This window comes from Amycolatopsis sp. WQ 127309 (assembly GCF_023023025.1).
Classification (GTDB): Bacteria; Actinomycetota; Actinomycetes; order Mycobacteriales; family Pseudonocardiaceae; genus Amycolatopsis.
This window is the reverse complement of record NZ_CP095481.1, coordinates 5621862-5641507: the sequence shown is the minus strand read 5'-3', so window position 1 is coordinate 5641507 and position 19646 is coordinate 5621862. Positions and strand designations below refer to the sequence as shown.

Below are 19646 nucleotides of genomic sequence, written 5' to 3'. Positions count from 1 at the left end.
GCCACATCCCCCGGTGGAGAACGGGTTTCCGGGCGTGCTGGGATGGTCGGGTGCGGAGCGTGTGGCCACCATCACCGGGCGAGCTGACCGGGGCCGACCTGGAGGCGATCTACGCCTACCCGGCGGCCCTCGACCGGTCGTGGGTCCAGGTCAACTTCGTCGCCTCCGCCGACGGCGCGGTCGAGGTCGACACGACGTCCGCGGGCCTCTCGCACGCCGCCGACCGCGAGGTCTTCCTGCTCGGGCGCGACCTCTGCGACGTCGTCCTGGTCGGCGCCGGCACCGCGCGCGCCGAGGACTACCGCGGGGTCCGGGCGAGCGCGAAGCGGCTCGAACGCCGGCGCCGTCTCGGGCTGGCGGACGTCCCGCCGATCGCCGTCGTGACGCGCACCGCGGACCTCGACCCGCACTCTCCGTTGTTCACCGACACGATCGTGGCCCCGATCGTGGTCACGACCACCGGCGCCGACACCGCGCACCTGGCCGGCGCCGAGGTCCTGCGCGCCGGGGACGAAGACGTCGATCTCGCGCTCGCGCTGGACCTGCTGGCCGGGCGCGGCCTGCGCCGCGTCGACTGCGAAGGCGGGCCGCGCCTGTTCGCCGGGCTGATCGCCGCCGACCTCGTCGACCAGCTGTGCCTCACCGTCGCGCCGCTGCTCGTGGCGGGCGGCGCCGGGCGCATCGCCGCGGGTCCGGCCCTCGCCGCGCCGCGCGCGCTCGCCCTGGCGTCGGTCCTGGTCGAGGACGGCTTCACGCTCCTGCGCTACCGCCGGGGTGGCGGATGACCGACGACGCCGCGCTGGTCGAACGGGCCGCCGGCGGCGACGAAGCCGCGTTCGGCGTGCTGGTGCGCCGGCACACGCCCCGGATGTACCGGGTCGCGCTGCGGATCACCGGCAGCGCCGCCGAGGCCGAGGACGTCGTGCAGGAGGCGTGGCTGGCCGCCTGGCGCTCGCTGGGCGCCTTCCGGCACGAGTCGGCCGTGTCGACGTGGCTCTACCGCGTCGTCACCAACGGCGCGCTCGCGATGCTGCGCCGCCGGAAGCCGACGATCTCCCTGGATTCACCCGAGCCCGCCGGTAAGTCCACCGTGGACAGCGCGCTGCTCGCGGCGGCCGAGCCCGGGCCGGAGGGGCGCGTCGTGCGCGCCGAGGAGGTCGACGCCGTGCTGCGCGCGATCGGCCGGCTCGAGCTGTCCCAGCGGGTGCCGCTGGTGCTGCGCGAACTGGAAGGGCTGAGCTACGAAGAGGTCGCCGAAGTGCTCGACGTGAACGTCGGCGCCTTGCGCTCCCGCCTGCACCGGGCCAGGGTGGCGCTGCTCGCCGAGCTGAGGGAGCGGTGATGGACCCGGAACAGGACCCCCGCTGGGACGCCGTGCGCGCGGCCGCCCGCCGCCGGGTGCCGACCCCGCCCGGCCTGGTCGAACGCGTGCTGCGCACGGTGGCCCGCGGCCGCCGGACGGCGGTGGACGTGCCCGGCGAGGAAGGCAGCCTGCGCGTGACCGAGCGGGTCGTCGGCCGCCTGGCCTCGGCGATCGCCGCCGCGCGGGCGCCGGCCGGCGTGCGGATCTCGGCCGTCGCGGTCGAGGACGACGTGGTCCAGGTGCTGGTGTCGGTCCGCTTCGGCCTCACCGCCGACGAAGCCGCCGAGACGCTCCGGCGGGAGATCACCGCGGAGCTCGCGCGGCAGCTGGGCGTGGCCACCGTGGTCAACGTGCACGTCGTCGACGTCCACCCCGACTGAAACATTCCCCCGAATGGGTGACCTTGCGTGAGAGCCCCGTGGTCGCGGGCATCGTAGGGACGACAAGACCGCTCGAAAGGAGCCTGCAGGCATGCATCCGGAACGGACCGAAAGCCCCGGCCTGGTGACCCCGCTCAACGAGGAGGGCGCCGCCGGCCGCACCACGATCTCGTCGCTGGTGGTGCAGAAGGTCGCCGGGATGGCCACCCGCGAGGTCACCGGGGTGCACGCGCTGGGCGGTGGCATGTCGCGGGCGTTCAGCGCCCTGCGCGAGCGCATCCCCGGCTCCGGCACGGTCACCACGTCCGGCGTGTCGGTCGAGGTCGGCGAGAAGCAGACCGCGATCGACCTCGACGTCGTCGTCGAGTACGGCGCGCGCATCGCCGACGTCGCCCGCGCGGTGCGGCGCAACGTGATCACCGCCGTCGAGCAGATCACCGGCCTCGAGGTGATCGAGGTCAACATCGCCGTCAACGACATCCACCTGCCGGGCGAGGACGAGCCCGAACTCCCGTCGCGGGTGGAGTGACCGCGCGGGGTGCTCGGGGGGCACGGGACGACCCGGAGGCCCGCGCGGCCTTCCGGGAGTTCGTGCGCACCCACCACCCCGACGTCGGCGGCGACCCGGCCGAGTTCGCCGAAGGGCTGGCGCGGTTCCGGGCCGGGCGGTCCGAAGTGGACGATCCCCGGTACGACGCGCCGATCCGCTTCGTGGTGAACCGCCGCGGGGTCGCCGCCGTGCTCGCGAAGCTCCGCCGGCGACGACGCCCGCCCCGCGTGAAATGACCTCCCCGCAAGAACTTCTCCCCGTCCTAGGAGGACAACGTGAACGCAACGCAGACCGGGCTCCTGGCCGGGCTCATCCTCGGCCTGGCCGCGACCCAGGGGTTCACCGCGTTCCTGGTGACCCTGGCCGTCGGGATCATCGGGCTGGTCGCCGGCCGGGTGCTCGACGGTGAACTCGACCTCGGCGAGCTGTTCGGGAAGGGCCGCGACAAGTGAGCCGGCTCCTCGACGTGCCGCGCGAGCTCGCCGAACCGGACGAGCGCGGCACCCTCACCATCGGCCACGCGGTGGTGCGCAAGGTCGCGCAGCACGCGGCCGACCAGGTGCCCGGTACCGCGCGGGCCGGCAAGAAGGGCGCGAACGCGCGGGTCGGCGGCCACGACAACGACGTCGACCTGGCGCTGGACTTGGCCCTGCACTACCCGGCGGCGGTGCGCGCCGTCGTCGGCGTCGTGCGCGAGCGGGTCGTCGACGAGGTCGAGCGGATCACCTCCTACCAGGTGCGGACCCTGGCCGTGACGGTGTCGGCGCTGCTGCCCGACTCGCCCCCGAGGGTGCGGTAACCGTGCGCCTGCTCGTCCGGCTCGTGTCCACCCTGCTCGGCCTGGCCTTCGCCGGCGCCGGGATCCTGCTCGCGCTCGAGGTCGGCTGGCACTGGTGGCGCCCGGGGTCCGGGCCGCTGCTGGTGCCGTGGCCGCGCTGGCAGGCCGGGCTCGCGGCCCTGGGCTGGGACGCCTACACCGTGCGCGCCGGCGCCGTCGTGCTCGCCGTCGCGGGCCTGGTGCTGCTGCTGTGCGCGCTGGCCGCCGGCAACCGCGCGGTCCGGCTGACCGACCCGGCGGACGAGGTCAGCGTCTCGACGTCCCCGCGGTCGCTGGCCCGGCTCGTCGGGCTCGTCGTGCGGGCGCAGGACAACGTCGCGGGCGCGACGGTCACCGCCAGCGCCCGCCGGGTCCGGGTCCGCGCGACCAGCCGGCTCGAAACCGAGGGCGAGCTGCGGCCGCGCCTGCTGGAGACCGTGGCCACGCTGCTCGACGACGTCCCGCTGGCCCGGCGGCCGAAGGTCAGCGTCGTCGTCGACTCGCCGAAGGACCGCCGATGAGCAAGTCAGTCGCCACGAAGGCGCTTTCCCGGTCGTACGCGGGCGAACGCGTGCTGACGTTCCTCGTCGGGCTGCTGGCCCTGCTCGGCGGCGCGCTGGCGCTGGTCGTCGGCGCGGGCTGGCTGGGCGAGTTCCGCGGCCGGCGGCCGCTGCTCGACCCGATGGCCGTCGAGTGGCTGGGCGGGCACGCCACGCCCGCTCGCATCGCCGCGATCGTGCTCGGGGTGCTCCTGTTCGTGCTGGGCCTGCGCTGGGCGCTGCGGTCGCTGCGCCCGGAGCCGCGGCCCGACCTGGCCCTCGACGACACCGAAGGCGCTGAACTGGTCGTCACGGCGGGCGCGATCTCCGACGCGGTCCAAGCCGACGCGGAGCAGCTCGACGGTGTCAGCCGCGCCCGGGTCCGCGCGGTCGGCTCCCGGACTTCTCCCGCGTTGCGCATCACCCTGTACCTGCACGAGGGCACCGACCTCAAGCGCGTCTGGGAGGACCTCGACCTGCGCGTGCTGACCAGGGCGCGCGAGTCCCTCGGCCTCGACGTCCTGCCGACGGCCGTGCGCCTCGAGCTCGACACGGGCCAGGCCAAACGCGTGCGCTGAGCGGCGTTGTTCCGCAGAATGCCGTCATGCCCCTACCGCTGCAGCCGCCGCTGAAGCCGATGCTCGCCAAGCCCGCCAAGGCCATCCCGGACTCCGGCGGGCTGCTGTTCGAGCCCAAGTGGGACGGCTTCCGCTGCATCGTGTTCCGCGACGGCGACGAGCTGTACCTCCAGTCCCGCGCCGAGAAGCCGCTCAACCGGTACTTCCCGGAGGCGGTCGCGCGGCTGCTCGAGATCCTGCCGCCGAAGGTCGTGCTGGACGGCGAGCTCGTCGTCGCGCGGGACGGGCGGCTCGACTTCGACGCGCTCACCCAGCGGATCCACCCCGCCGAAAGCCGCATCACGCTGCTGGCGGACGAGCAGCCCGCCGAGTTCGTCGCGTTCGACCTGCTCGCCCTCGGCGACGAGTCCTTCCTCGACGAACCGACGTCGGCCCGCCGCGAACGGCTCGAGAAGCTGGCCGACGGCCGCATCTCGCTCACCCCGGCCACCACCGACCCGGACACGGCGCGGCACTGGTTCCAGCTGTTCGAGGGCGCCGGCCTCGACGGCGTCATCGGCAAGCCGCTCGACGAGCCGTACGCCCCCGGCAAGCGCGTGCTGCTCAAGTACAAGCACCTGCGCACCGCCGACTGCGTGCTGGCCGGGCTGCGCTGGCACGTCGACGGCGGCCCGGGCGACCTCGTCGGCTCGTTCCTGCTCGGCCTGCACGACGACGCGGGCGTGCTGCACCACGTCGGCACGATCGGGTCGTTCCCGAAGGACCGCCGTCGCGAGCTGGCCGAGGAGCTGGCGCCGCTGATCACCGACGGCGAGGACCACCCGTGGGGCGGCCAGGCCACCGGCGAGGCGCAGCGGATCCCCGGCGGGATCACCCGCTGGCGCGCCACCGAGCACGAATGGGTGCCGCTGCGGCCCGAGCGCGTCGTCGAGGTGGCCTACGAGAACACCGAGGGCGGCATGCCGTCGCGGTTCCGGCACAACGCGCGGTTCGTGCGGTGGCGCCCGGACCGCGAACCCGCGTCGTGCGGCTACGGCCAGCTCGACGAGCCGGCCCGCTACGACCTCGACGCCGTGTTCCGCGGCCAGGTGGTGCGCACCCGCTAACCCGCGTCCCACACACGACGTGGAAAGCTCACAGGTGTTCCGGCCTTGATCTACGTGAGGACTTCGCCCGTGCGCCGCCGTTCCCGTCTGCTGGTCGCGCTGCTCGCCCTGGCCTCCGCCGCGGGCTGCGCCGCGGGGCCGTCGGTGCGCCCCGCGCTGGTCGAGAACGACGGCCCGGCGAAGTCGGCGGCGCCCAGCGCCACGCCGCCGGTCCCGCTGCCGCCGCTGGGCGAGCCGCAGTCGTCGACGCTGAAGTGGTCCGACTGCGACGACGACACCCGCCAGCGCATCGGCACCCCGCCGGTCCCGGACAGCCTGCACTTCACCTGCGCCCGCGTGTCGACCCCGGTCGACGCGCCGGGCGAGCCGCGCCGCTCGGTCATGCGGCTGCTGGCGCTCAAGGTCGGCGCCGGGCCGGTGCCGCTCGTCGTCGTCAACGACGTCGGCGGCGAACCGGGCACGATCTACGCCGCCCGCCTCGCCACCACGCTGCCGCCGGCGTTCCTGGAGAAGTTCTCGCTGATCGGCCTGGACCGGCGCGGCACCGGGATGTCGGGCGCCGTGCAGTGCGTGCCGGCCGAGATCCGGCACGACCTGATCGACGCCGACCCGGCGCAGGGCGGCCTCGCCGACGTCCTGGACGCCGCGCGCAAGGCCGGTCAGCAGTGCGCCATCGAGCTGGACGACACGCAGACCGCGCTGGACAGCTGGCGCGCGGCGGGCGACCTCGACGAGCTGCGCAAGCAGCTGGGCATGGAGCGGCTCGACGCGCTCGGCCGCGGCGACGGCTCGAAGGTGCTTGCGGAGTACGCCGTGCGCTTCCCCGGCCAGGTCGGCCGGATGGTGCTCGACGGCGTGCCCGACCCGGGCCCGGACTCGGCCGCGGTGCTCGACGCCGTCGCGGCCGGCGCCCAGTCCACTTTGGACGCTTTCGCGGCCGACTGCGCGGCCCGCGGGTGCTCGCTCGGCGACCCGAAGGCCGCCCTCGCCACCCTGACCGACCAGCTGCGCGCTTCGCCGCCGTCGAACGACGACGGGAGCGCGTTCGGCCCGGGCGTCGCGATGTTCGCCGTCTACTCCGGACTGACGCAGCGCTCGCGCTGGCCCGAGCTGGCCGACGCGATCACGGCGGCCAAGGGCGGGACCATCGCGCCGCTGGCCGCGTTCGCCGCGCCGGCGCTGCACGACTCGCGGGCCCAGCCGTCGCGGCTCGACTCCACGATCGCGACGCACTGCAACGACAGCCAGACGCGCCTGTCGGCCGACCAGCTCGACCAGGTCGTCGGCGGGATGCGCGCCAAGTACCCGCAGTTCGGCGCGGTCGTCGCCCAGGAGCTGGCGTGGTGCGGTCCGTGGCCGGTGCGGACCGAGCCGCTGCCCCCGGCGGGCGCCCCGGGCGCGCCGCCGATCCTGGTCACGGCCACCGCGGCCGACCCGGTCACCCCGCAGGTCGGCACCACCCGCGCGGCCGACCAGATGCCGTCCGCGGTGACGCTGACCTGGCAGGGCGCGGGCCACGGCGCGCTCGGCGCGTCCCCCTGCGTCACGGACGCGGCCCGCGGCTTCCTCATCGACGGCAAGATCCCCGCCGACGGCACCCTCTGCCCTGCCTGACCCCGTGACTCGCGTGATCCGGCACGTGACTCGCGTGATTGAAGCCGGAACTCGCGAGTTCCGGCTTCAATCACGCGGGATCCGGCTGGGATCACGCGAGTGACGGGTTACTGGCGGTAGGACTCGACCTCGGAGACCGGGCGGGCCTGGGCGTCTTCCGGGTTCTCGTGGAACTCGGTTTTCGCGCGGCGCTGCCGCAGCAGGTCCCAGCACTGGTCGAGCTGCTGCTCGACCGAGGTGAGCCGGTCCTTGTCGGTGCCGGCCAGGCCCACGCCCACCGAGCGCGACCGGAGCTCGTGCTCCTCCGCGATCAGTTCGTCGATCCGGCCCAGGATCTCGCTGTCGGCCATGTCTCCTCCTCGGGTCACGCGGGTTTCGCTCGTGCAGACGCTACCGCGCGCCCGGGAATTCCCGCCGCGCCCACGTCGTTGACCAGGTCATGAGCACCGTTGAGCTGACCGCCGAGAACTTCGACCAGACCCTCAATGACCACGAGTTCGTCCTCATCGACTTCTGGGCGAGCTGGTGCGGCCCGTGCCGTCAGTTCGCGCCGGTGTACGAGAAGGCGTCGGAGAAGCACGAGGACATCGTGTTCGCGAGCGTCGACACGGAGGCGCAGCAGCAGCTCGCGGCCGCCTTCGACGTCCGTTCGATCCCGACGCTCGCGATCATCCGCGACAAGACCCTGATCTACGCCCAGCCCGGCGCGCTCCCCGAGCCCGCCCTGGAAGAGCTGATCAAGCAGGCGCGCGACATCGACATGGCCGAGGTCAAGCGCAAGGCCGCCGAAGCCGAGACGGCCGAGCAGGCGTAGCGCCCGAAAAGCCGTGAAGGCCTCCTTACCGGCCGTAAGAGCCGGTAAGGAGGCCTTCACGGCATTTCAGGACCGGGTGGCCAGGCCGCGCAGGAAGAAGCCCAGGTTGGCCGGGCGCTCCGCGAGACGGCGCATGAAGTAGCCGTACCACTCGTCGCCGTAGGGCACGTAGACGCGCATCCGCGAGCCCGACGCCGCGATCCGCGCCTGCTCCTCCGGCCGGATGCCGTAGAGCATCTGGAACTCGTGGTCGTCGGACGACCGGGTGTTCTCGATCGCCAGCGCCGCGGCGATCTCGATCATCCGCGGGTCGTGTGAAGCCACCATCGGGTACCCGGAACCGGCCATCAGGACGCGCAGGCAGCGCACGTACGACTTGTCGACGTCGCCCTTGTCCTGGAACGCGGCCGACTCCGGCTCCGCGTAGGCGCCCTTGCACAGCCGCACCCGCGACCCCGGGCCGGACAGCTCGCGGCAGTCCTGCTCGGTGCGCCGCAGGTACGCCTGGAGCACCGCGCCCACCCACGGGTACTCGCCGCGCAGCTCCCGCAGGATGCCGAGCGTCGAGTCCGTGGTGGTGTGGTCCTCCATGTCGAGCGTCACCGTCGCGCCGACCGCGTCCGCCGCCGCACAGATCTTCCGGGCGTTCTCCAGCGCGACGTCCTCGCCGTTCGACGGCAGGAACTGGCCCACCGCCGACAGCTTCACCGAGACGTCGGCGCCGGAGGCGAGCCCTTCCGAGGCCAGCGCCGACAGCACGGCTTCGTAGGCCGCGACCGTCGCCGTCGCCTGCGCGGCGTCGGTGGTGTCCTCACCCAGGTGGTCGAGGGTGATCCGCCGGCCGTCCGCGGCCAGTTCCCTGGCCACGCGGACGGCGTCGGCGGTCTCGGACCCGGCCACGAAGCGGCGCACCACGGATCGCGTGGCGGGCACCGCTTCGACGAGCCGCCGGATGCCCTTCGAGCGGGCGGCGGCGAGCAACGGGGCACGCAGCATGACGGTCTCCCTCTCAGCCCTGGTGCGGGTAGCGCACGGAAGTCGGCGGGACGAAGGTTTCCTTGATGGAGCGCGGGCTCGTCCAGCGCTGCAGGTTGAAGATCGAGCCGGCCTTGTCGTTGGTGCCCGAGGCCCGCGCGCCGCCGAACGGCTGCTGGCCGACGACGGCACCGGTCGGCTTGTCGTTGACGTAGAAGTTGCCGGCGGCGAACCGCAGCGCCTCCGACGCCTTCGCCACGGCCGTGCGGTCGTTCGCGATGATCGCGCCGGTCAGCGCGTACGACGCCGTCTCGTCGACGAGCTTGAGCACGGCGTCGAAGTCGCCGTCCTCGTAGACGTGCACCGAGAGGATCGGGCCGAAGTACTCGGTCGAGAAGATCTCGTGCTTCGGGTTGTCCGAGACGAGGATCGTCGGCTGGACGAAGAAGCCGTCGGTGTCGTCGGCCACGGCGCCGGTGAGGATCTCCACCGAGGCGTCGCCCTTGACGCGGTCGAACAGCGAAGCGTGCTTGTCGAACGCGCGCCGGTCGATCACCGCGCCGCCGAAGTGCGACAGGTCGGTGACGTCGCCGTAGGACAGGGCTTCGGTCTCCGCGACGAGACCGTCCTTCACCCGGTTCCAGACGCTGCGCGGGATGTAGGCCCGCGACGCCGCGGAGCACTTCTGGCCCTGGTACTCGAAAGCGCCGCGGACCATCGCGGTGCGCAGGACGTCGACGTCGGCCGACGGGTGCGCGACGATGAAGTCCTTGCCGCCGGTCTCGCCGACCAGCCGCGGGTAGGAGCGGTACCCGGCGATGTTCGCGCCGATCGTGCCCCAGAGGTGCTGGAACGTCGCGGTCGAGCCGGTGAAGTGGACGCCGGCCAGGTCGCGGTGGGTCAGGGCGACCTCGGAGACGGCCTGGCCGTCACCCGGCAGCAGGTTGACGACGCCCGCCGGCAGGCCGGCCTCTTCGAGCAGCCGCATGGTCAGGTGGGCGGCGAACGACTGCGTCGGCGACGGCTTCCACAGCACGGTGTTGCCCATCAGCGCGGGCGCGGTCGGCAGGTTGCCGGCGATCGCGGTGAAGTTGAACGGCGTGATCGCGTAGACGAAGCCTTCGAGCGGGCGGTGCTCCAGCCGGTTCCACACACCCGGCGAGCTGATCGGCTGCTCGGTGAGCACGCGGCGGCCGAACTCGACGTTGAAGCGCCAGAAGTCGGCGAGCTCGCAGGCGGAGTCGATCTCGGCCTGGGTCGCGGTCTTGGACTGGCCGAGCATGGTGGCGGCGTTGATCGTGGCGCGCCACGGGCCGGTCAGCAGGTCGGCCGCGCGCAGCAGGATGGCGGCGCGGTCGTCGTAGGACAGCGCGCGCCACTCCGGCGCGACCGTCGCGGCCGCGGTGATGGCGTCGGTGGTGTCCTGCTGGGTGGCGCTGTGGATGGTGCCCAGCACGTGACGGTGGTTGTGCGGCTGCACGACGTCGATCTTCTCGCCGCCGCCGGGACGCTGCTCGCCCCCGACGGTGACCGTGAGGTCGACGGGTTCCGCCTGGCCCAGCCGCTTGAGCGCACCCTCGAGTTCCGCGCGCTCCGCGCTACCCGGCGCGTACGTCAGCACCGTCTCGTTCTTCGGGGCGGGGGTCTGGGTCACGGCGTCCACGGCGGCTCCTCTGCAGCGCTCTTCCAAGTCCTGATGCCCCGAACGGTAACCCCGGACACGTGTTCTGGGTTTGTCCGAACGGCTAAAATCACCGACATGAGCTTGTCCGATCGGCTGACCCGCAGGTGACGGCCGGGACGTCGCTGCGGCACGTGCTCGCCACCCTCGGCGAACCGCTGGTCGAGGTCGTCGTAGCGCCGCACGGCCTCGGCGTGCCGATCTCGGACGTCGTCATCCTCGACCCCGAAGACCCCTTGGAAGCGAGCCCCGGCGACCTGGTGCTGGTCATCGGCGCGCGCGGGCGGGCCGCGGCACCCGCGATCCGCGCGGCCGGCCGCGGTGGCGCGGCGGCCGTCGCGGTCAAAGGCACCGGCGGCTCCGAGGTCGCCGCGGACGCCGGCGTCGCCCTCCTCACCGTCGGCGCCGAAGCCCGCTGGGAGCAAGTGGAGTCACTCGCCCGTGGCGTCGTCGAGGCCGCCCGCGCGGGCGGCGAGGCGGCGAGCGGCGAGGTGCTCGGCGACCTGTTCGCCCTGGCGCAGACGATTGCGACCCTCACCGGCGGGCTCGTCAGCATCGAGGACACGGCCAGCCGCGTGCTCGCCTACTCCCGCGCCGGCGACGAGGTCGACGAGCTGCGGCGGCTGTCGATCCTCGGCCGCGAAGGCCCGGAACGCTACCTCGCGCTGCTCCGCGAATGGGGCGTCTACCAGCGGCTTCGCGCCGGTGAGGGGATCGTGCGGATCGACGAGCGCCCGGAGCTCGGCATCCGGCGGCGGATCGCGGCGGGCATCCACGCCGGCACCCAGCCGCTCGGCACGATCTGGGTCCAGGAAGGCGCCCAGCCGTTGACCGAGCAGGCCGAGCTGGCGCTGCTCGGCGCGAGCCGCGCGCTCGCCCCGCAGCTGATCCGCGCCCGCACCCTGCCCAGCCCCGAGCTGCGGCTGCGCGAGGACCTCCTGGCGAGCTTGCTGGAAGGCAAGCTGGACGCCGAGTCCGTCGCCGACGACATCGGCGCCGACCCGTCGCGGCCGGCGCAGGTGCTGGCGTTCTCCCTGGAGCGATCGGACAACCGGCAGCTGCGGCGCGCCGAGCTGGTGCACCTGATCGCCGTGCACACCGCCGCGTACCGGCGCAGCGCGCTGGTGAGCGTGATCGGCGGCCGCGTCTACGCGCTGCTGCCGGACCTGCCCGAGCACTCGGACGCCGCCGTCCTGGCGCTGGCCCGCGAGATCGCCGGCGCGGCCCGCCGGCACCTGGACGTCCCGGTCCGGGCGGCGCTCGGCGGCGTCGTGCCGCGGCTGTCCGACGCCGTCGCCTCGCGCGGGGACGCCGACCGCGTCCTGGCCACGATGGCGCGCGGGCACTGGCCGTCCGACGTCGCGTCGCTGGCCGACGTCCGCGCCGAGGTGCTGCTGTCGGAGGTGCTGGCCCACCTCGGCGACCAGCCGCGGATCCGCGACCCGCGGCTGACGGCGCTGGTGGCGCACGACGCCGAGCACGGCGGCATCCTCGTCCCCGCCGTGCTGAGCTGGCTCGACGCGTTCGGCGACGTCCGCGCCGCCGCCGCGGCGCTGAACGTGCACCCCAACACCGTCCGGTACCGCGTCCGGCGAGCGGCCGAAGTGTCCGGTGTGGACTTCGGCGACCCCGCGCAGCGCATCCTCACCCAGCTGCAGCTGCGGCTCTGAGTCGCTACCTTGGCCGACGTGGATCTCTTCTCGCGGTCGTGGACGGCGTTGCGCGCGGCGGTGGACGGTCTCGAGGGCGGCCAGTGGGCCCGGCCGTCGGGCTGCACCGGCTGGCTGGTGCAGGACCTGGTGTTCCACCTGGTCATCGACGCGCAGGACGTGCTGATCACCCTGGTGACCCCGACCGACGCCGCGCCGGACATGGACGCGGTGACGTACTGGCGGCCCGCGGACCTCCCGACGGGCGTCGACGCGGAAACGGCGTTCGTCCGCCGCGGCGCCGCCGCCTACCGCGACCCCGGCGGCCTCCGCCACCACTTCGACGACCTGGCTGCCGCCGCCGGCCGCGCGGCCGCCGCGGCGGATCCGGCGCAGCGCGTGGAGACGTGCGACCGCGTGATCACCGTCGCCGACTACCTCGGCGTCTACGTCGTGGAGTGGACGCTGCACCACCTGGACCTGGTCGCGCACCTGCCGGAGGTGGCCGAGCCGCCCGCGGAGGGGCTGGCGTACACCCGGCAGGTGCTGGAGGAGTTCGCCGGCACGACGATCAGCGACCGGCTGGACGACACGGACGCGCTGCGGGTGGTCACGGGCCGCCGCGCCCCGACCGAGGCCGAGAAGGCGGCGCTGGGCACTCTCACCGCCCGGCTGCCCCTCGTGCTCGGGTGATCGCGAGAACGCCGTCCTCGAATCCACGGACAATTGACGACACGTTGGCCATTCATCCGGATATTGATTCACCGACGCGGTATCACTCGAATTCGTCGACGGCTCACGGAATTCAGGCAGGAACGCGAAGATCGGCCAACTCGGCCAGGGCCGCGAAAGAATCCAGCCGCGCGGATTGGTCGTAGGCCGCCGTCGTGGCGAGGACTTCGTCGGCCGCGGTGGTCTCGAGCAGTTCGCCCAGCCGGTCGCCGGCTTCGGCCGGGGTGCCGGAGATCTGGCCGTCCAGGGTCTCCTCCAGGCGCCGGCGTTCGCGGTCGGTCATCGGCAGGGCCAGGACCTCCGCGGGCGGGGACAGCGGCGGGAAGACGCCGTGGGAGCGCGAATAGACCGTGGCCCAGGCCTCCGAGACGAGCAGGTGCCGGGCGTCGGCCGCCGTCTCCGCGACGGCGATGGCCGTCGAGACCACGACGTACGGCTCCCCCGCCCACGCCGACGGCCGGAACCCGTCGCGATAACGCGTCACGGCTTCCTTCAGGGCCTGTTCGCCGCGGACCGGCGCGATCACCAGCGGCAGCCCCAGCTCGGCGGCGAGGTCCGCGCCGGAGCCGGTGGCCAGCAGGAACGGCGCGACGCGGGCGCCCTCGGCCGGGTAGGCGTGCACGCCGGGATAGCCGTGCTCGCCGGTGAAGAACCCGAGCAGCTCCCGCACCTGCGCGCCGAAGTCGTCGGCGGCGTCCTTGCCGTGGCCGAGCGCCTCCCGGACCCCGCCGGTGAACCCGACCGAACGGCCCAGCCCCATGTCGATCCGGCCCGGGTGCAGCGCTTCGAGGACGCCGAACTGCTCGGCGACGACCAGCGGGCGGTGGTTCGGCAGCATCACGCCGCCGGAGCCGACGCGGATCCGCGACGTCGCCCCGGCGACGGCCGCGGCCAGCACGGTCGGCGCGGACCCGGCGACCCCGGGCACGCTGTGGTGCTCGGACACCCAGAAGCGGTGGTAGCCCAGCCGTTCGACGCCGGCGGCGAAGGCGACGGTGTCGCGCAGCGCCCGCGCCGGGGTGCTGCCGCGCCGCACGGGCGAACGGTCGAGCACGGAAAGCTTCACACCGGGTGCAACGCCCGGCGCGCGACGGGATTCCCGTCAGGGGCGCCAGCGCTCGCTGTAGTCCGCGTGGTCGGCGTAGGGCAGCGCCAGCAGGCGCAGCGTGAGGCACCAGTTCGAGCCGGCCTCGTCGGCGGGCACGTGGCAGGTCTCACACCAGTATTCGCTGCCGTAGAGCGGAAAGCCGGGGACCTTCTCGGACACCGTCGTGCGGTGGGCGAGCAGGATCCGCCGGGTCGCCTCGATCTCGTTGATCATCTGGTTGACGGCGTCGAGGTCCAGGTCGGTCAGCCCGCGGATCCGCTGCTCCACGGCGACCTTCGTCTCGCCGCGGTTCATCGTGTCGCCGCCCTTGGCCTTGTTGACGGCCTGCATGATCAACGCCTGCCGCGCGCCCACGCGCGCGGCGAGGAATGCGATCAGGTCGTCCACGAAGGGCCTCCCTCTGGTCGAGCCCGCCCCCGGCATTGTCCCGGGGAGTCGTCGATTCGGGACCGCACGTTACGCCGTTCGAGTCCATGATCGTGACGCCGAACTCGGCCGTGCAACATTTGTGACCCTATAGGCGACACCGCGCGCTTGGGTGATCACTCCGCGTTCTTTTCGGGCGGGAAACCGATAAAGGTTTTGACCACTTTCGCCGAGCGCGAGTGGCGCCCGGCACCCCTGTGGCGATGGTTACAGTCCGTGCCGGTTTTCGGCACGGACTGGTCTCGCTGAGTAACAACGCGATTGGTCGTGGCGTCTGTCCTCGCACACCGTCACGGGAGGAAACCATGTCCGTTCCGACTCCGACCGGCCCGCCGCTGCCGTACTACGCACCGCCCGCCCCCAAGCCGCCGCGCAAGAAGTGGCCGTGGGCCGTCGCCGCGTTGGTCGCCCTGCCGCTGCTGGTGGCCGGCATCGCCGTGGTGGTCGTGGTCGGCAAGGCCGCCTCCGGCCCGTGCCTGGACAAGGCGCAGCATGCCCCGTGCGCCGGCCCCGGCGGGACGTGGGTGTCGGCCGACGGCCAGGTGCGCCCGCGCGACGCCGTCGCCCCCGCCACCACCAGCCCGTCCATTCCCGAGCTGGTCGCGCCGACCAGCACCGAGCCCCTGCTGCCGGAGCCGGCGGCGAAGGACTACTCCGTCGCCCTCACCGTCGTGTCCAAGCAGTGCTTCGGCTCCGCGGGCTGCAACGTCGTCGTCGAGCCGAAGCTCAGCATGCTCGGCGCGAGCACCCTGCTGTGGGACTGCGACATCACCTACAGCATCTCGGGGGACGACTCCGGCGAGCTGATCGAGACCGCCTACTCCCAGGGCGGTTCCTCCTACCGCGTCGACCGCACCGTCATGTCCACCAAGAGCACCAAGGTCGCGCCCACGGCGACCGTGACCGGCGTCAGCTGCCGGAAACCCTGAGTCAGGCCTCCGGCTCCGGGCGGGCCTTGCTCGGCTGGACCCGCTTCGGCTCCCCCGGCATCTTCGGGTAGTCCGGCGGATAAGGCAGGTCGCCGAGCCCGTGGTCGCGCAGGTCGCGGTCGTACCACTCCAGTGCCGTCTCCAGGCCGAACGCCTTGTCGTCCAGGTGCGCGTGCAGGTCGCCGTGTTCGGCCAGGAAGTCCGGGACCGTCAGGACGTCGAAGTCGTCCGCATCGACCTCCGGCAGCATGTCCCACGTCAGCGGGGTGGAGACCGTCGCTCGTGGGGTGCCGCGGACCGACCAGCTGGAGGCGACCGTGCGGTCGCGGGCCGCCTGGTTGTAGTCGAGGAAGACGCGGCCGCCGCGTTCCTCCTTCCACCAGGAGATCGTCGCCTTGTCCGGGATCCGGCGCTCGACCTCGCGGCCCAGCGCGATCACCGCGTGGCGCACCTGGACGAAGTCCCACTCCGGGCGGATCCGGACCAGCACGTGCACGCCGCGCCCGCCGGACGTCTTCGGGTAGCCCGTCAGCCCGGCGGCCTCCAGCACCTCGCGGACGACCTGCGCGACCTCGACGGCGTCGGCGAACCCGGCGCGGTCCGGCGGGTCGACGTCGATCCGCAGCTCGTCCGGGTGATCGACGTCCGGGCGCCGGACCGGCCACGGGTGGAAGTCGAACGTCCCGAGGTTGGCCGCCCACGCGAACACGGCCGGCTCGGTCGGGCACACCTCGGCGGCCTTGCGGCCCGAGGGGAACGTGATCTCGGCGGTCTCCACCCAGTCCGGCGCGCCCTTCGGCAGGCGCTTGGCGTAGAACCAGTCGCCCTCGACGCCGTCGACGTAGCGCTTCAGCGTCGTGGGCCGCTCGCCGATCGCGCGCAGCAGCGGCTCGCCGACCGCCAGGTAGTACTCGACGACCTGCCGCTTGGTGATGCCGCGCTGCGGGAAGTACACCTTGTCCGGGCTGGAGACGCGGACGCTGCGCCCGCCCACCTCGTAGGTCACCGGGTCACCGTGCTTGGGCATGCGGCCACGCTAGCGGTGATCGCGCCGCCCGGCTCCCGCGAGAACGCCGTCACTTTCACGTGAAAGTGACGCTGTAACCTCGAACGGGTGTCCGGCCGCACCAAGATGATCGTCGCGCTCGCCGTGCTCGCCCTGTTCGCGGCGACCGCGGTGCTGGTGCCGATCCCGGGGCCGGCCGAGCTGCGCGCCTGGGCGGCGGCCACCGGCCCGGCCACCCCGCTCATCCTGTTCGTCGCGTACTCGCTGCTCACCGTGATCCCGATCCCGCGGACGGTGTTCAACCTGGCGGCCGGCCTGCTGGTCGGCACCGCGGCCGGGATCGCGATCGGGCTCGTCGCCACGACCATCGCGGCCGGCCTGTCGTTCGGGCTGGCCCGGCTGCTCGGCCGCGACCTCGTCACGCGGCACCTGCACCGCACGTCGGTGCGGGCGGTCAACGACCGGCTCTCCGACGGTGGCGTCCTGGCCATCACGTCGCTGCGACTCATACCCGTAGTGCCCTTCGCGCCCTTCAGTTACCTCTGCGGGGTGTCGTCCGTACGGCTGACCCCGTATCTGGCGGGTACGCTGCTGGGAAGCGTGCCCGGCACCGTCGCGGTGGTCGTGCTCGGGGACGTCTTGACCGGCGACACGCCGCCCGCGCTGCTCGCCTGTTACGGCGTCTTCGCGCTGGCCGGGGCGATCGGGCTGGTCAGGGTGTTCCGGAAACGGGCGCCGGTGGCACCGGTACCCGAACCGGAGCCCGCCGGTCCGGCTGGCTGACGCGAACAGCACACGGCCGCCCGCTACACTCGATCGGGTGCGCGAAGCGGGTACGCGCTGAGCAGGGTCACCATCACCGGGAATTTCGTCAGGAGCAGTCGCCATCGACACCGGTCAGCTGATCGCGGGGCACTACCGCCTCGTCGAGCACATCGGAAGCGGTGCCATGGGAGTCGTGTGGCGCGCGACCGACGTGCGCCTCGAGCGCACCGTGGCGATCAAGCAGATCCTGCCCCAGCCGGGCGTCTCCGAGACCGAGCGCGACAACATGCGCCAGCGCGCCATGCGCGAGGCGAAGAACGCCGCCCGGTTCCAGCACCCGAACGCCATCGTGGTGTTCGACATCGCCGAGCACAACGGCGACCCGTGCCTGGTGATGGAGTACCTCAACGGGCCGAGCCTCTCCACCATCCTCTCCGAGGAGGGCACGCTGCCCCTCGGCCGGATCGCGCGGATCGGCGAGCAGGTGGCGTCGGCGCTGGTCGCCGCGCACCGCGCCGGGATCGTCCACCGCGACGTCAAGCCCGGCAACATCCTCATCGACGAGACCGGCACCGCGAAGATCACCGACTTCGGCATCTCGCGCGCGGCCGGCGACATGACGCTGACGGCGACCGGCCTGATCGGCGGCACGCCCGCCTACCTCGCGCCCGAGCTGGCGCGCGGCGCCGACCCGGTGCCCAGCTCCGACGTCTTCGCCCTCGGCGCGACCCTCTACCAGGCCATCGAGGGCACCACGCCCTACGGCAACACGACCAACCAGCTCGCGCTGCTCTACGCGGCCGCCAACGGCCAGATCAACCCGCCGGTGCAGGCGGGCGGGGCCACCGCGCTGCTGATGAGCCTGCTGCGCAGCGAACCGGGCGAGCGCCCGTCCATGGCCGAGGCCCGCGAGCGGCTGGCCGCGCTGGCCCGGACCGAGCCGGGCGGCATGTCGGCGTCACCGCCGCTGCTCTCGGGTGGCGGGGGCCGCAGGCCCGCCGCTCCCCCGGCGGACAGCGGCGACCGTCCGCCGTGGCAGCGCTCCGATCAGCAGCAGGCACCGCCGTCACCGCCGGTCGGCACGCCGGTGCCCGCGGGCAAGGCGCCGTCGAACCCGCCGCGCCCGACCGCCGCGTTCATGCCGATGCGGTCCGCGGCCGCGCCGCCGAACACCCCGCCCAGGCCGGTTCCCGCGGCTTCGGCGCCGTCGGCCAGGGCGCCCCAGTACTCGTCGGGCACGGCCAAGCCGGACAACAAGCGCAAGTACGCGATCTTCGCGGGCGCCGGCGCCGCGGTGATCGTGGTCGCGGTGATCATCTTCGTGATGGTCAACTCCAGTGGCGGCGGCACGGGCGGCGACCAGACCGCCCAGTCACCGGGCGCCCAGACCAGCGCACCCGGCACCGCGCCGAAGAGCACCGGTGCCCCGAGCAGCAACTCGAACGTCTCCGCGGCGCTGGGCAAGACCCCGACCGAGAGCCGGCTCACGAACTACGGTTCGGCGGGCAACCTGATCATCGACTACTTCGGCGACCCGGCGAGCCACTGGAACCAGCTCACCCCGGCCGCTCAGGCGGTCTACGGCGACGAGCAGAAGTACCAGGACTACTGGGCCGACAACAAGAAGAACCTCGGCCTGGTCAACACCGCGCGCGCCGACTCGGGCGGCAACGAGGCCGACGGCGCGCTCGTGATGAACGTGAACGTCGCGGGCGGCAGGCACGGTTACCGGCTGGTCATCGTCGGTGGCCAGATCCTGATCGACGCCGACACGAAGATCGGCGCCTCGACCTCCGGCTACTGAGACTTAACGCGCCGCTGGTGGGCTGAGCGGTCCCGATGGCCTACCGTGGTGGTATGGCCGAGAGCGGAGCTTCGCCGCCGGGCGGGAACCCTCGCTTCCACGAGGACCTGGTCGGGCTGGACCCGTTTGACCCGGAGGCGCGCGCGTTCGCCGAGCACCTCGACCGGATCGAACGATCCGGTCCGAACTTCACGATCGAAGCCGCGCTCGACGGCGTCGCCGACTTCGCCGATTCCAGCAACCGCCTCGGTGGCCTGCGCTACTGGGTGTCCGCCCTGATCGTCGTGCTCATCGTCCTGGGAGTGATAGTCGCCGCATGGGACATCGTGGTGCACGCCCTCGCGTGGCTCGCGGCGTAACGTGGATCGGGTGAAAGGTATGAAACCCGTTGTCGGCGCCACCCCTCGCGTCGTGAAGTCCGAGCAGGAATGGCGGGCGGAGCTGGGCCCGGAGGAGTACGCCGTACTCCGCCAGGCCGGCACCGAACGGCCGTTCACCGGCGAGTACACCGACACCAAGACGACCGGCGTCTACGCCTGCCGCGCCTGTGGTGCCGAGCTGTTCCGCAGCGACACGAAGTTCGAGAGCCACTGCGGCTGGCCGTCGTTCTACGACCCGGCCGACTCCGACGCCGTCCTGCTCCGGGAAGACCGGGCCATGGGCATGAAGCGGATCGAGGTGCTCTGCGGCTCCTGCCACAGCCACCTCGGGCACGTCTTCGAAGGCGAGGGGTACGCGACCCCGACCGACCAGCGCTACTGCATCAACTCGATCTCACTGAAACTGGAACCGCAGTCCTAAACCGCAGTC

The 19646-nt window shown here is 73.0% G+C and carries 25 protein-coding genes; 19 read left to right on the top strand and 6 right to left on the bottom strand.

All coding sequences use genetic code 11. From position 1 onward, the window contains the following. Positions 1 to 50: 50 nt before the first annotated feature. From MUY22_RS26650 to MUY22_RS26600, 11 genes are all read left to right on the top strand, one after another. The gene (locus MUY22_RS26650) at positions 51 to 785 is read left to right on the top strand and encodes a dihydrofolate reductase family protein (RefSeq protein WP_247049080.1); all 735 of its coding nucleotides are present in this window, start codon (positions 51 to 53) and stop codon (positions 783 to 785) included. Beyond that, positions 782 to 1342 (top strand): RNA polymerase sigma factor, encoded by a 561-nt coding sequence (locus MUY22_RS26645; RefSeq protein WP_247049079.1) that lies wholly within the window; start codon positions 782 to 784, stop codon positions 1340 to 1342. Before MUY22_RS26650 ends, MUY22_RS26645 begins: the two co-directional genes overlap by 4 nt. After that, positions 1342 to 1743 carry a hypothetical protein gene (locus tag MUY22_RS26640; protein WP_247049078.1) on the top strand — a complete coding sequence of 134 codons (402 nt, stop codon included), beginning with the start codon at positions 1342 to 1344 and terminating at the stop codon, positions 1741 to 1743. Before MUY22_RS26645 ends, MUY22_RS26640 begins: the two co-directional genes overlap by 1 nt. 91 nt (positions 1744 to 1834) lie before the next feature. Then, complete coding sequence (locus tag MUY22_RS26635; protein ID WP_247049077.1) at positions 1835 to 2272, top strand: Asp23/Gls24 family envelope stress response protein; 438 nt, start codon at positions 1835 to 1837, stop codon at positions 2270 to 2272. After that, complete coding sequence (locus tag MUY22_RS26630; RefSeq protein ID WP_247049076.1) at positions 2269 to 2529, top strand: hypothetical protein; 261 nt, start codon at positions 2269 to 2271, stop codon at positions 2527 to 2529. The genes MUY22_RS26635 and MUY22_RS26630 overlap by 4 nt, the downstream gene beginning before the upstream one ends. A 39-nt stretch (positions 2530 to 2568) precedes the next feature. Beyond that, entirely contained in the window at positions 2569 to 2745 is a 177-nt protein-coding gene (locus MUY22_RS26625) for a hypothetical protein (protein ID WP_013224542.1), read from the top strand. Next, the gene (locus MUY22_RS26620) at positions 2742 to 3092 is read left to right on the top strand and encodes a hypothetical protein (RefSeq protein ID WP_247049075.1); all 351 of its coding nucleotides are present in this window, start codon (positions 2742 to 2744) and stop codon (positions 3090 to 3092) included. Before MUY22_RS26625 ends, MUY22_RS26620 begins: the two co-directional genes overlap by 4 nt. Positions 3093 to 3094: 2 nt before the next feature. Further along, positions 3095 to 3631: a DUF6286 domain-containing protein gene (locus tag MUY22_RS26615; protein WP_247049074.1), complete on the top strand. Its 537-nt coding sequence runs from the start codon at positions 3095 to 3097 to the stop codon at positions 3629 to 3631. Further along, positions 3628 to 4227 (top strand): alkaline shock response membrane anchor protein AmaP, encoded by a 600-nt coding sequence (locus tag MUY22_RS26610; RefSeq protein ID WP_247049073.1) that lies wholly within the window; start codon positions 3628 to 3630, stop codon positions 4225 to 4227. The genes MUY22_RS26615 and MUY22_RS26610 overlap by 4 nt, the downstream gene beginning before the upstream one ends. A gap of 26 nt (positions 4228 to 4253) precedes the next feature. Then, entirely contained in the window at positions 4254 to 5333 is a 1080-nt protein-coding gene (locus MUY22_RS26605) for an ATP-dependent DNA ligase (protein ID WP_247049072.1), read from the top strand. Positions 5334 to 5402: 69 nt separating this feature from the next. Beyond that, on the top strand, positions 5403 to 6947 hold the full coding sequence (locus MUY22_RS26600; RefSeq protein ID WP_371827491.1) for an alpha/beta hydrolase: 1545 nt from the start codon (positions 5403 to 5405) through the stop codon (positions 6945 to 6947). A gap of 107 nt (positions 6948 to 7054) precedes the next feature. Here MUY22_RS26600 and MUY22_RS26595 read toward each other — a convergent pair whose 3' ends face one another. Further along, positions 7055 to 7297, bottom strand: coding sequence for a DUF2630 family protein (locus tag MUY22_RS26595; RefSeq protein WP_247049070.1), 243 nt, complete (start codon positions 7295 to 7297; stop codon positions 7055 to 7057). A gap of 89 nt (positions 7298 to 7386) precedes the next feature. Here MUY22_RS26595 and MUY22_RS26590 point away from each other — a divergent pair, with 89 nt between their 5' ends. Continuing rightward, on the top strand, positions 7387 to 7761 hold the full coding sequence (locus tag MUY22_RS26590; RefSeq protein ID WP_247049069.1) for a co-chaperone YbbN: 375 nt from the start codon (positions 7387 to 7389) through the stop codon (positions 7759 to 7761). A gap of 66 nt (positions 7762 to 7827) precedes the next feature. On the opposite strand, the gene MUY22_RS26585 is transcribed toward MUY22_RS26590, so the two are convergent. Continuing rightward, positions 7828 to 8757, bottom strand: a complete 930-nt coding sequence (locus MUY22_RS26585; RefSeq protein WP_247049068.1) for a proline dehydrogenase family protein — start codon at positions 8755 to 8757, stop codon at positions 7828 to 7830. Positions 8758 to 8770: 13 nt separating this feature from the next. Further along, a complete protein-coding gene (pruA, locus tag MUY22_RS26580) occupies positions 8771 to 10399 on the bottom strand; it encodes an L-glutamate gamma-semialdehyde dehydrogenase (protein WP_247049067.1) in 1629 nt (542 codons plus the stop codon). A 125-nt stretch (positions 10400 to 10524) separates the two neighbouring features. Between pruA and MUY22_RS26575 the strand changes: the two genes are divergently transcribed. Together MUY22_RS26575 and MUY22_RS26570 are read left to right on the top strand one after the other, a co-directional pair. After that, complete coding sequence (locus tag MUY22_RS26575) at positions 10525 to 12087, top strand: CdaR family transcriptional regulator (protein WP_247049066.1); 1563 nt, start codon at positions 10525 to 10527, stop codon at positions 12085 to 12087. Positions 12088 to 12105: 18 nt separating this feature from the next. Then, positions 12106 to 12759, top strand: coding sequence for a maleylpyruvate isomerase N-terminal domain-containing protein (locus MUY22_RS26570; RefSeq protein WP_247049065.1), 654 nt, complete (start codon positions 12106 to 12108; stop codon positions 12757 to 12759). Positions 12760 to 12871: 112 nt separating this feature from the next. Here the strand turns inward: MUY22_RS26570 and MUY22_RS26565 are convergent, their stop codons facing one another. After that, positions 12872 to 13852, bottom strand: coding sequence for an LLM class flavin-dependent oxidoreductase (locus tag MUY22_RS26565; RefSeq protein ID WP_247049064.1), 981 nt, complete (start codon positions 13850 to 13852; stop codon positions 12872 to 12874). 48 nt (positions 13853 to 13900) lie between these two features. Further along, positions 13901 to 14293, bottom strand: a complete 393-nt coding sequence (locus MUY22_RS26560; protein ID WP_247049063.1) for a DUF6221 family protein — start codon at positions 14291 to 14293, stop codon at positions 13901 to 13903. A gap of 344 nt (positions 14294 to 14637) precedes the next feature. On the opposite strand from MUY22_RS26560, the gene MUY22_RS26555 reads away from it, so the two are divergent. Further along, positions 14638 to 15261 carry a hypothetical protein gene (locus tag MUY22_RS26555; RefSeq protein ID WP_247049062.1) on the top strand — a complete coding sequence of 208 codons (624 nt, stop codon included), beginning with the start codon at positions 14638 to 14640 and terminating at the stop codon, positions 15259 to 15261. A gap of 1 nt (position 15262) precedes the next feature. Here MUY22_RS26555 and ligD read toward each other — a convergent pair whose 3' ends face one another. Beyond that, positions 15263 to 16288, bottom strand: coding sequence for a non-homologous end-joining DNA ligase (gene ligD / locus MUY22_RS26550; protein ID WP_247049061.1), 1026 nt, complete (start codon positions 16286 to 16288; stop codon positions 15263 to 15265). An 87-nt stretch (positions 16289 to 16375) separates the two neighbouring features. Here ligD and MUY22_RS26545 point away from each other — a divergent pair, with 87 nt between their 5' ends. From MUY22_RS26545 to msrB, 4 genes are all read left to right on the top strand, one after another. Continuing rightward, positions 16376 to 17050: a TVP38/TMEM64 family protein gene (locus MUY22_RS26545; protein WP_247049060.1), complete on the top strand. Its 675-nt coding sequence runs from the start codon at positions 16376 to 16378 to the stop codon at positions 17048 to 17050. A 118-nt stretch (positions 17051 to 17168) separates the two neighbouring features. Beyond that, a complete protein-coding gene (locus tag MUY22_RS26540; protein WP_256476002.1) occupies positions 17169 to 18836 on the top strand; it encodes a serine/threonine-protein kinase in 1668 nt (555 codons plus the stop codon). Between the two features lie 53 nt (positions 18837 to 18889). After that, positions 18890 to 19195, top strand: coding sequence for a hypothetical protein (locus MUY22_RS26535; protein ID WP_247049058.1), 306 nt, complete (start codon positions 18890 to 18892; stop codon positions 19193 to 19195). A 19-nt stretch (positions 19196 to 19214) separates the two neighbouring features. Further along, on the top strand, positions 19215 to 19637 hold the full coding sequence (msrB, locus tag MUY22_RS26530; protein ID WP_247049057.1) for a peptide-methionine (R)-S-oxide reductase MsrB: 423 nt from the start codon (positions 19215 to 19217) through the stop codon (positions 19635 to 19637). Positions 19638 to 19646: the final 9 nt, after the last annotated feature.

What these genes read in the sequence shown, in the direction of transcription:
- MUY22_RS26645 (WP_247049079.1), top strand. Translation starts at nt 782, where the DNA reads ATGACCGACGACGCCGCGCTGGTCGAACGGGCCGCCGGCGGCGACGAA.
- MUY22_RS26640 (WP_247049078.1), top strand. Translation starts at nt 1,342, where the DNA reads ATGGACCCGGAACAGGACCCCCGCTGGGACGCCGTGCGCGCGGCCGCC.
- MUY22_RS26635 (WP_247049077.1), top strand. Translation starts at nt 1,835, where the DNA reads ATGCATCCGGAACGGACCGAAAGCCCCGGCCTGGTGACCCCGCTCAAC.
- MUY22_RS26610 (WP_247049073.1), top strand. Translation starts at nt 3,628, where the DNA reads ATGAGCAAGTCAGTCGCCACGAAGGCGCTTTCCCGGTCGTACGCGGGC.
- MUY22_RS26605 (WP_247049072.1), top strand. Translation starts at nt 4,254, where the DNA reads ATGCCCCTACCGCTGCAGCCGCCGCTGAAGCCGATGCTCGCCAAGCCC.
- MUY22_RS26595 (WP_247049070.1), bottom strand. Translation starts at nt 7,297, where the DNA reads ATGGCCGACAGCGAGATCCTGGGCCGGATCGACGAACTGATCGCGGAG.
- MUY22_RS26590 (WP_247049069.1), top strand. Translation starts at nt 7,387, where the DNA reads ATGAGCACCGTTGAGCTGACCGCCGAGAACTTCGACCAGACCCTCAAT.
- MUY22_RS26585 (WP_247049068.1), bottom strand. Translation starts at nt 8,757, where the DNA reads ATGCTGCGTGCCCCGTTGCTCGCCGCCGCCCGCTCGAAGGGCATCCGG.
- MUY22_RS26555 (WP_247049062.1), top strand. Translation starts at nt 14,638, where the DNA reads ATGTCCGTTCCGACTCCGACCGGCCCGCCGCTGCCGTACTACGCACCG.
- ligD (WP_247049061.1), bottom strand. Translation starts at nt 16,288, where the DNA reads ATGCCCAAGCACGGTGACCCGGTGACCTACGAGGTGGGCGGGCGCAGC.
- MUY22_RS26535 (WP_247049058.1), top strand. Translation starts at nt 18,890, where the DNA reads ATGGCCGAGAGCGGAGCTTCGCCGCCGGGCGGGAACCCTCGCTTCCAC.
- msrB (WP_247049057.1), top strand. Translation starts at nt 19,215, where the DNA reads ATGAAACCCGTTGTCGGCGCCACCCCTCGCGTCGTGAAGTCCGAGCAG.